Source organism: Pseudomonas machongensis (assembly GCF_034961125.1).
GTDB lineage: Bacteria > Pseudomonadota > Gammaproteobacteria > Pseudomonadales > Pseudomonadaceae > Aquipseudomonas > Aquipseudomonas machongensis.
This window is the reverse complement of the sequence record NZ_JAYFUI010000155.1, coordinates 1-8,454: the sequence shown is the minus strand read 5'-3', so window position 1 is coordinate 8,454 and position 8,454 is coordinate 1. Positions and strand designations below refer to the sequence as shown.

Genomic DNA, 8,454 nt, shown 5'->3' with positions numbered 1-8,454 from the left:
CTGCCTTCGAAACCTTCGTGACATCAATAGATCGATTGGATCAGTTGATCCAAAAGAAGATTAAAGAAGTGCTGCGAGAGGCTGGGCTGCAGGAGCAGGTCGCTCGCTGCCAAGCAGTAGAGGGCATTGGTTTTCTCACAGCGACAGCATTGGTGATGGCTTTTGTGAGGGGCGAGTTCAAAAGCAGTGACTCGTACATTGCATTCCTGGGAATGGATCTACGAGTTAATGATTCCGGACAGAAGAATGGACGCCGCCGCCTTACCAAGCGAGGTTGCTCAGAAATTCGTCGCTTATTGCATAACGCTGCGATGGCTGCCAGCAGATCTGCCGCTTGGAAGGGACTTTATGAACAGCATCTGAGCACGGGTAAAGCAACGACCCAAGCTCTGGTAATCCTGGCAAGAAAGCTCGCGCGGGTGGCATTCGCCCTGATGAAAAATCAGGACGAATACGTCACCAAAGGGGCGAAACTGGCTTGCTGAGAACCATAGAATCTCCCACAGGGATTGGGCTGGCCTTGGATTTTTGAGCAAGACAGGTGCCCACAGGTACCGCGCCGATTTCAGAGTCGTTGGGGTACCCGCAGGAGTGGCGGTTCGGCGCCCCGCTTGCCCACGAAGCAGTCCCCACTACAGCTCAAGTAACATGCGTTTTAAGCACATTACCCCCACGCATTAATCGTTTGTTCCCCGTCCCTGCCTGCGACAAATTGTTCGCCATAACCCACAAGAAAAACCGCTGCGCCAGCGCCGCCCCGTGCCCGCTCGCCAGCCCCTTGTGGGCCCGTTCACCCCGCAAGCGGACAATTTCATGCGTACAGAGCACAACTTCATCGACGGTCGCTTCGTCGTCGCCCCCGAGCAACCCGCCCTGAGCGTGTTCGACCCGGCCACCGACGTGCAGGTCGGCAGCGTCAGCGCCGCCAGCCCTGCCCAGGCGATCCAGGCCGTCGAAGCCGCCAGCCGCGCCCAGCGCAGCTGGGCTGCCCTGCCCTCGATCGAGCGTGCCCAGCACCTGCGCCGCCTGGCCGACGCCCTCGAAGCCTGCGCCGACGACATCGGCGCAGCGCTGGCCTGCGAATCCGGCAAGGCCCCCGGCGAAGCCCGCAACGAGGCGCTGTACGCCGCCGAGATCACCCGTTACCACGCCGAATGGGCACGCCGCATCGAAGGCGAAGTGATCCCCAGCGACACCCGCGACGAAACCCTCCTGCTCAAGCGCGAAGCCATCGGCGTGGTCGCCTGCCTGATCCCGTTCAACTACCCGGTCTACACCTTGCTGCGCAAGGTTGCCCCGGCGCTGATCGCCGGCAACACCGTCGTCGTGCGCCCAAGCAACAACACCCCGCTGTCGGCCTTCGCCATCGCCCGCGCCGTGCAACAGGCACAACTGCCCGACGGGGTGATCAACATCCTGGCCATGCAGCACGATGTTGCCGCCACCCTCTGCACCCAACCGGCCGTCGGCATGATCACCCTGACCGGCAGCGTGCGCGCCGGGCGCACGGTGCTCGAATACTGCAAGGCCAACATCGCCAAGCCCTCGCTGGAGCTGGGCGGCAAGACCCCGGCCATCATTGAGGCCGATGCCGACCTGGAGGCCGCTGCCGCCGCCATTGTCGCCTCCAAGACCACCCACTGCGGCCAGCTGTGCACCGCCATCGAGCGCGTCTATGTGCAGGCCAGCGTGCACCAGCGCTTCCTCGACCTGCTGCGCGACAAGTTCGCCGCCGTGCGCATCGGCAACCGCGCCGAGGATGCCGCCTGCATGGGCCCGCTGATCAGCGCAGGCTCGCGCGATGAGATCCACGCCAAGGTGCAGCGCGCCGTGGCGGCCGGCGCCCGTATCGAAGCTGGCGGCTACCTGCCCGAGGGCCCAGGCAACTTCTACCCCGCGACCCTGCTCAGCGCTTGCCGCCAGGACATGGAAATCGTCCAGGAAGAGACCTTCGGCCCGGTGCTGCCGGTACTCGCCTACGACACCCTCGACGAGGCCCTGGCCATGGCCAACGACCACCAGTTCGGGCTGTCGTCGGTGCTCTACAGCGAGAACTACCGCAGCGCCATGAAGCTGGCCAACGCCATCGAGGCTGGCGAGCTGTACGTCAACCGCACGCCTGCCGACCCGTACCAGGGCTACCACGCCGGCTGGAAACGCTCGGGGTTGGGTGGCGATGACGGCAAGCACGGCATGCTCGAATTCACCCAGACCCGCCTGGTGGTCCTCAAGTACTGACCCGTGCAGGGCACGCTAGCTGCGTGCCCTGCTCCACTGCCCTGCGACAACCCCGACGACAGATCGGCCCACGAGAACAACAATGAAAAAAACAATAAACCCCGAGGCGCTCAGCGTGGCCAGCACTTCTGCCAACTTCTCACGCTACCTGCAACTGGCCCTGCTGGTGCTGGCCGCCGGCGCCATCTACCCGATGCTGTACCTGCGTCAGGTGTACCAGAGCACCATGCTCGAGGCGCTGTCGATCAGCAACAGCGAGCTGGGCTATCTGTACTCGATCCTCGGCACCGCCTTCCTGGTCAGCTACCTGCCCAGCGGCTGGCTCGCCGATCGCATTTCACCGCGCTTCCTGATCAGCTTTTCGCTGGTCGGCACCGGCCTGCTCGGCGTCTGGTACGCCCAGTTGCCAGGCTTCGAAGCGCTGCTGGCGATCTTCTGCGGTTTTGGCATCACCACCGGCCTGACCTTCTGGGCCTCGCTGATCAAGCGGGTCAAGATGATCGCGGGTGAAAGCGAGCAAGGCCGCTTCTTCGGTGTGCTCGATGGCGGCCGTGGCCTGGTCGAGGCGCTGCTGGCGACCATCGCCATCGCCCTGTTCGCCCAGGTTGCCGACAATGCCGGTGGCAGCGCCGTGGGCCTGACCCGGGTCATCCACTTCTACGCCGCCTGCTGCGTGATCCTGGGCCTGGCGCTGATGCTGGTGCGCGACCCGCAGGTCAAGAGCAGCGCCCACCAGCCCCGCGAAAAGGCCAACCTGCTGCAGGACCTGCGCACCCTGATGGCGATCCCGGAGCTGTGGCTGGTCACCGCCATCGTGTTCTGCGGCTACCACTTCTTCTGGGCCACCTACAGCTTCTCGGCCTACCTGCAGGAGGGCGGCTTCGGCCTCAGCGCCACCGCCGCCGGCCTGATCACCACCATCAAGCTGTGGATGCGCCCGCTGGGCGGCATCGGCGGCGGCTGGTTGGGTGACCGCTTCTCCAAGACCGGTGTGCTGGCCTGGGCCATGGTCCTCGCCGCCGTCGGCATGATCGGCCTGATCGTGCTGCCGAGCCTGCGGGTACTGGGCGTGCTGGTGTTCCTGGTGATCTTCATCGGCCTGATGACCTACGCCATCCGCGGCCTGTACTGGGCCATCCTCGACGACTGCCAGGTGCCGCTGCGGGTCACGGGCCTGGCGATCGGCATCATCTCTCTGGTCGGCTACTCGCCTGACGTGTTCCTGCCCCTGCTCAACGGCTGGATCATCGATCACTTCCCAGGCTTCGTCGGCTACCAGATCTACTTCTCCTACGTCGTGGTGATGGGCCTGCTCGGCGTCGTCGCCACCCTCATCCTGAACAAACGCATCAAGTCCAAGGCGGGCAAAGCATGAAGATCGTATCCCTGCAAACCCACGTGGTGGCCGTGCCACCGCCGCATGTCGGCGGCATGTACTGGTTGTTCGTCACCCTCAAGACCGACTGCGGCATCGAGGGCGTCGGCGAGATCTACGCCGCGACCTTCCATCCGCGCGCCATGGTGCCGGTCATCAAGGACGTGTTCGAGCGCTACCTGCTCGACCAGGACCCGCACCATATCGAGCGCTTCTTCCGCCGCGCCTACTCCAGCGGTTTCACCCAGCGCCCGGACCTGACCATGATGGGCGTGGTCAGCGGCCTGGAAATGGCCTGCTGGGACATCATCGGCAAGGCCGCGAACAAGCCGGTCTACGAGCTGCTCGGCGGCCAGGTGCACGAGCGCCTGCGCTCCTACACCTACCTCTACCCAGTCAACGCCCAGGGCGAGTACGACTACAGCGACCCGGACCTGGCCGCCGAATGCGCCGTGCAGAACATGCAACTGGGCTTCACCGCGCTCAAATTCGACCCTGCAGGCCCCTACACCGCGTTCTCCGGCCATCAGCTGTCGCTGGAGGTGCTGGAGCGCTGCGAAACCTTCTGCAAGCGCATCCGTGAAGCGGTGGGCAACCGTTGCGACCTGCTGTTCGGCACCCACGGGCAGATGGTGCCATCGTCGGCGATCCGCCTGGCCAAGCGCCTGGAAAAATACGATCCGCTATGGTTCGAAGAGCCGATCCCACCGGGCCAGGAAGAAGCCATGGCCCAGGTCGCGGCCAAGACCAGCATTCCGATTGCCACCGGCGAGCGGCTGACCACCAAGTACGAGTTCTTCAAGCTGCTGCAGGCGGGCGGTGCGTCGATCCTGCAAATGAACGTCGGACGCTGCGGCGGCCTGCTCGAAGGCAAGAAGATCGCCAGCATGGCCGAGGCCTACTACGCGCAGATCGCCCCGCACCTCTACAACGGCCCGATCGGCGCGGCGGCGAGCTTCCAGCTGGCGGCCTGCACACCGAACTTCCTGATCCAGGAAAGCATCGGCACCTGGGATGGCTTCCACGCCGAAATCCTCAAGAAGCCTCTGCAATGGGAGGACGGCTACATCATCCCTTCCCGCGAGCCGGGCCTCGGGGTCGAGCTGGACATGGACGTGGTACGCCGTTACTCGGGCTACCAAGGCGAGCGCCTGCACCTTCAGATGGCGCCGCATCCGGTCGACGTCAAGGACGTCTCGCCGGCCAAAGGTTGAGCGTCAAGCCGCCCCGGCCTCGGGGCGGCCCTCTATTCACAGGGTTAGCGATACATGAACGATTTTGACTACATCATCGCCGGCGCAGGCTCGGCTGGCTGCATCCTCGCCGCGCGCCTGAGCGAGTCGGGGCTCCACAGCGTGCTGCTGCTCGAAGCCGGCGGCAAGGACAGCTCGCCATGGTTCAAGCTGCCGGTGGGCTTCGCCAAGCTCTACTACAACCCCACCTTCAACTGGATGTACTACACCCAGCCCCAGGCCCATCTGGCCGGGCGCAACCTGTATGCGCCGCGCGGCAAGGTGCAAGGGGGTTCCGGTTCGATCAACGCGATGATCTACGTACGCGGCCAGGCTCATGATTTCGATGACTGGGCCGCCAATGGCGCCGAGGGCTGGTCGTTCAAGGACGTGCTGCCGTATTTTCGCAAGCTCGAATCGCACCCGGCCGGGGCCAGCGAATACCACGGTGCCAGCGGGCCGATCGGCATCACCCCGATGAAGGGCCAGGCCCATCCGATCTGCGATGTGTTTCTCGAAGGCTGCGAGCAACTGGGCTACCCGCGCAGCGAAGACTTCAACGGCAAGCACTTCGAAGGGGCCGGCATCTACGACGTCAACGTGCGTGACGGCCAACGCAGCTCCAGCAGCTTCGCCTACCTGCACCCGGCGCTGGGTCGCCCGAACCTGCACATCGAGCATCACGCCTTGGTCGAACAGGTGTTGCTCGAGGGCAAGCGCGCGGTCGGCGTCCGCATTTCGCAGAACGGCGTAGCGCGCGAGTTTCGTGCCCGCCGCGAGGTAATCCTGGCGGCAGGTGCGGTGGACACGCCCAAGATCCTGCAACTGTCCGGCATCGGTGACCGCGCCCTGCTCGACCGGCACGGCATCGACACCCGCCACCACCTGCCGGCCGTGGGCAAGAACCTGCAGGACCACCTGTGCGTGAGCTACTACTACAAGGCCAATATCCCGACCCTGAACGATGTGTTCGGCTCGCTGTTGGGCAAGCTCAAGCTCGGCCTGCAATACCTGCTGACCCGCAAGGGGCCGCTGGCGCTGAGCGTCAACCAGTCCGGCGGGTTCTTCCGCAGCGATGCCCAACAGGCGCACCCGAACCTGCAGCTGTACTTCAACCCCTTGTCGTACCAGATCCCCAAGAACAACAAGGCCAGCCTGCAGCCGGAGCCTTACTCGGGCTTCCTGCTGTGCTTCAACCCCTGCCGACCGACCAGCCGCGGCGAAGTGCGCATCGCCTCGCGCGATCCGCGTGAGCCTGCGCTGATCGATCCGAACTACCTGAGCACGCAGAAAGACATCGACGAGGCCATCCAGGGCAGCCGTCTGATGCGCTCGATCATGCAGGCCCCGGCGCTGCGCGCGATCACGGTCGAGGAAGTGCTGCCGGGCCCGGCGGTGGACGACGACGCGAGCATGCTGCAGTACTTTCGCGAGAACTGCGGATCGATCTATCACCTGTGCGGCAGTTGCGCGATGGGCAACGACCCGTCGACCAGCGTGGTGGATGCGCGATTGGCGGTGCATGGGCTGGACGGGCTGCGCATCGTCGATGCCTCGGTATTCCCCAATGTGACCTCAGGCAATACCAACGCGGCAGTGATGATGGTGGCGGAGAAAGGTGCAGACCTGATTCTGGAATCGGTCGGGCAAACGGCCCCGGCCATGGCCGAGACTCAACGCCGCTCGGCCTGAGCGGCACCGGCCAATCGGGCGAGCTGCACAGCAGCTTGCCCGGTTTTGGCGAGCAAAAAAGCGACTTTACGGGGCAAAACAATCCATTTGGATACCAATATCAACGCCAGTCACTCGTTTGAGCGAAGAACGCCTGGGCATTCGCTTCCAGGCTCTGCAGGTGATAGCCGCCCTCCTGCACGATCGGTGTCTGGAGGTGTGATTGTCGAGTGTTCTCAGGTAGGTGGACACCGTAATGGCTCAACAGTAGCATTGGATCCAACCACCTCGGAGCCAAGGATATGGATTCCAACTCAACCTCTCATCTCTACCGCCCTATCAATCAATCCATTCGTTTAAATGTCACATGGAACATGGCCTGGGAAGGCCCCGATAAAGGATTGATTCGATGCTGGGAAATTGGACGCCAAAAGGCCGAAAGCCACCCGGATTTGGCGCAAAAATGCCGTGACAACCAACTTCCCGTACTGGGATGGAAAGGCGGTCATGATCGCGCGATACAAAAACCGTTGAAGTTCGGCTCACTCAAGTACCTTGCACAGTGGCAGGGATTGCGCGGCGAAGACTTAAGCATCGAAACCGCCCGGGAAATCACTCTGACCTGCAGCCAAACGGGTATGCGTACGACGTTCACGCCGGAACAAAACAAGTATGCCGACGCAACTCTCCTTGGCGAATAAAAGGAAGCAGGCCATGGTCGATCTTCATCAGGAATTTCAGAAAAGCCGTTTTTTCCACGAAGCTCGTATTGAAAGACGCTCCGCTGATGCATTGATTGGCATCGTCACTGGTATCACAGCTGACAACAGGGTGAATCAGCAGGAGGCGGATTTCCTTAAAGCCTGGATTGAGCAACATCTTACCTATCTGGACGATCCCGTTATCAATCTGCTCTATCGCCGACTCTCCGATATGCTGCAAGACGGAGTACTTGATACAGAAGAATCTACGGAGTTGCTCGCCCTTCTCAAACAATTCACGGGTGAACCACGCACCAACCTCCATCCCTTCAACGCACCGACAACATTACCGTTGAATGATCCGGCGCCCGAGCTTCAATGGAGTGGGCGCGTCTACCTCTTCACCGGCACGATGGCCTACGGCCCGCGAAAAGATTGCGAAACACTGGTGACAGACCGTGGCGGTCTGATTGGGGCTAGCGTCAGCAAGAAAGTTCACTACCTGGTGGTTGGCAGCATCGGCAACGAACAATGGCTACATAGCAGTTATGGCACCAAGATCAAGAAAGCAGTCGATGTCCGGGAGTCCGGTGCAGGCATCGCAATCATTAGCGAGGCGCATTGGCAGAGGGCATTGTTCGGCTGAGAGGGAATCACGGAACAGCCCACTCCCACAGGTGCCGCACTGACCTAGGCTCTGTACGAAAAGCTTTGATACTCGGTGATGCTGCGTTGAAAACAACCTCGGAATGCTCATTTACAACCCGTAAACTCCGCTTCCTCGGCTGTTTTCGCCCTGCCTGACCTTCGTCTCAAGGCTTTTCATACAGACCCTAGCGTCCGGTGAAGTACCTGCAGGAGCAACGGCCTTATCCAACATCCAAAAGCCAGCTCAATCCTTGTGGGAGCAACTGTCTTGCTCAAAATCTAAAGACCAGCCCAATCCCCTGTGGGAGCGGGCTTGTCCCGCGAACACGGGCGTAGCCCGTGCCAGGCAGCGCGGTGTCTTTTTCGCGGGTAAACCCGCTCCCACACGTACGGCGTTCGGATTTACGCCGGTGTTGCGCTCTTGCACTGAGGCAACTCCACATCCTGCCATGGGGTGCCTGTTCTTAGCATCGCATTGAGTCGTACGATGAAAACTCTCATGCAGGCCACAATCGCGACCTTGGCTGCCTTGCCCCTTTCGCGCAGTGCTTGGTACTTCGCCTTGAGCGAGGGGTTTTGCCTTACGGCC

General features: G+C 62.1%; 7 protein-coding genes and 1 pseudogene. 7 read left to right on the top strand and 1 reads right to left on the bottom strand.

The window, feature by feature from the left end:
- The 7 genes from VA602_RS15080 to VA602_RS15050 form a co-directional block, all read left to right on the top strand.
- Nucleotides 1–485 (top strand): transposase (locus tag VA602_RS15080; protein ID WP_323453615.1); only part of this gene is annotated, 485 nt, incomplete at its 5' end.
- A 328-nt stretch (nt 486–813) separates the two neighbouring features.
- Nucleotides 814–2,238, top strand: coding sequence for an aldehyde dehydrogenase (gene aldA, locus VA602_RS15075; protein WP_323453614.1), 1,425 nt, complete (start codon nt 814–816; stop codon nt 2,236–2,238).
- An 82-nt stretch (nt 2,239–2,320) separates the two neighbouring features.
- Nucleotides 2,321–3,613 (top strand): MFS transporter, encoded by a 1,293-nt coding sequence (locus tag VA602_RS15070; RefSeq protein ID WP_323453613.1) that lies wholly within the window; start codon nt 2,321–2,323, stop codon nt 3,611–3,613.
- Nucleotides 3,610–4,827: a mandelate racemase/muconate lactonizing enzyme family protein gene (locus VA602_RS15065; RefSeq protein ID WP_323453612.1), complete on the top strand. Its 1,218-nt coding sequence runs from the start codon at nt 3,610–3,612 to the stop codon at nt 4,825–4,827. Before VA602_RS15070 ends, VA602_RS15065 begins: the two co-directional genes overlap by 4 nt.
- A gap of 54 nt (nt 4,828–4,881) precedes the next feature.
- Nucleotides 4,882–6,537 (top strand): GMC family oxidoreductase, encoded by a 1,656-nt coding sequence (locus tag VA602_RS15060; RefSeq protein WP_323453611.1) that lies wholly within the window; start codon nt 4,882–4,884, stop codon nt 6,535–6,537.
- Between the two features lie 281 nt (nt 6,538–6,818).
- Nucleotides 6,819–7,217, top strand: coding sequence for a hypothetical protein (locus VA602_RS15055; protein WP_407682512.1), 399 nt, complete (start codon nt 6,819–6,821; stop codon nt 7,215–7,217).
- Nucleotides 7,218–7,230: 13 nt separating this feature from the next.
- The gene (locus tag VA602_RS15050; RefSeq protein ID WP_323453610.1) at nt 7,231–7,863 is read left to right on the top strand and encodes a BRCT domain-containing protein; all 633 of its coding nucleotides are present in this window, start codon (nt 7,231–7,233) and stop codon (nt 7,861–7,863) included.
- Nucleotides 7,864–8,267: 404 nt separating this feature from the next.
- Here VA602_RS15050 and VA602_RS15045 read toward each other — a convergent pair.
- Nucleotides 8,268–8,454, bottom strand: a pseudogene (locus VA602_RS15045) (IS110 family transposase); the annotation flags it as partial.

What these genes read in the sequence shown, in the direction of transcription:
- VA602_RS15055 (WP_407682512.1), top strand. Translation starts at nt 6,819, where the DNA reads ATGGATTCCAACTCAACCTCTCATCTCTACCGCCCTATCAATCAATCC.
- VA602_RS15070 (WP_323453613.1), top strand. Translation starts at nt 2,321, where the DNA reads ATGAAAAAAACAATAAACCCCGAGGCGCTCAGCGTGGCCAGCACTTCT.
- VA602_RS15060 (WP_323453611.1), top strand. Translation starts at nt 4,882, where the DNA reads ATGAACGATTTTGACTACATCATCGCCGGCGCAGGCTCGGCTGGCTGC.
- aldA (WP_323453614.1), top strand. Translation starts at nt 814, where the DNA reads ATGCGTACAGAGCACAACTTCATCGACGGTCGCTTCGTCGTCGCCCCC.
- VA602_RS15050 (WP_323453610.1), top strand. Translation starts at nt 7,231, where the DNA reads ATGGTCGATCTTCATCAGGAATTTCAGAAAAGCCGTTTTTTCCACGAA.
- VA602_RS15065 (WP_323453612.1), top strand. Translation starts at nt 3,610, where the DNA reads ATGAAGATCGTATCCCTGCAAACCCACGTGGTGGCCGTGCCACCGCCG.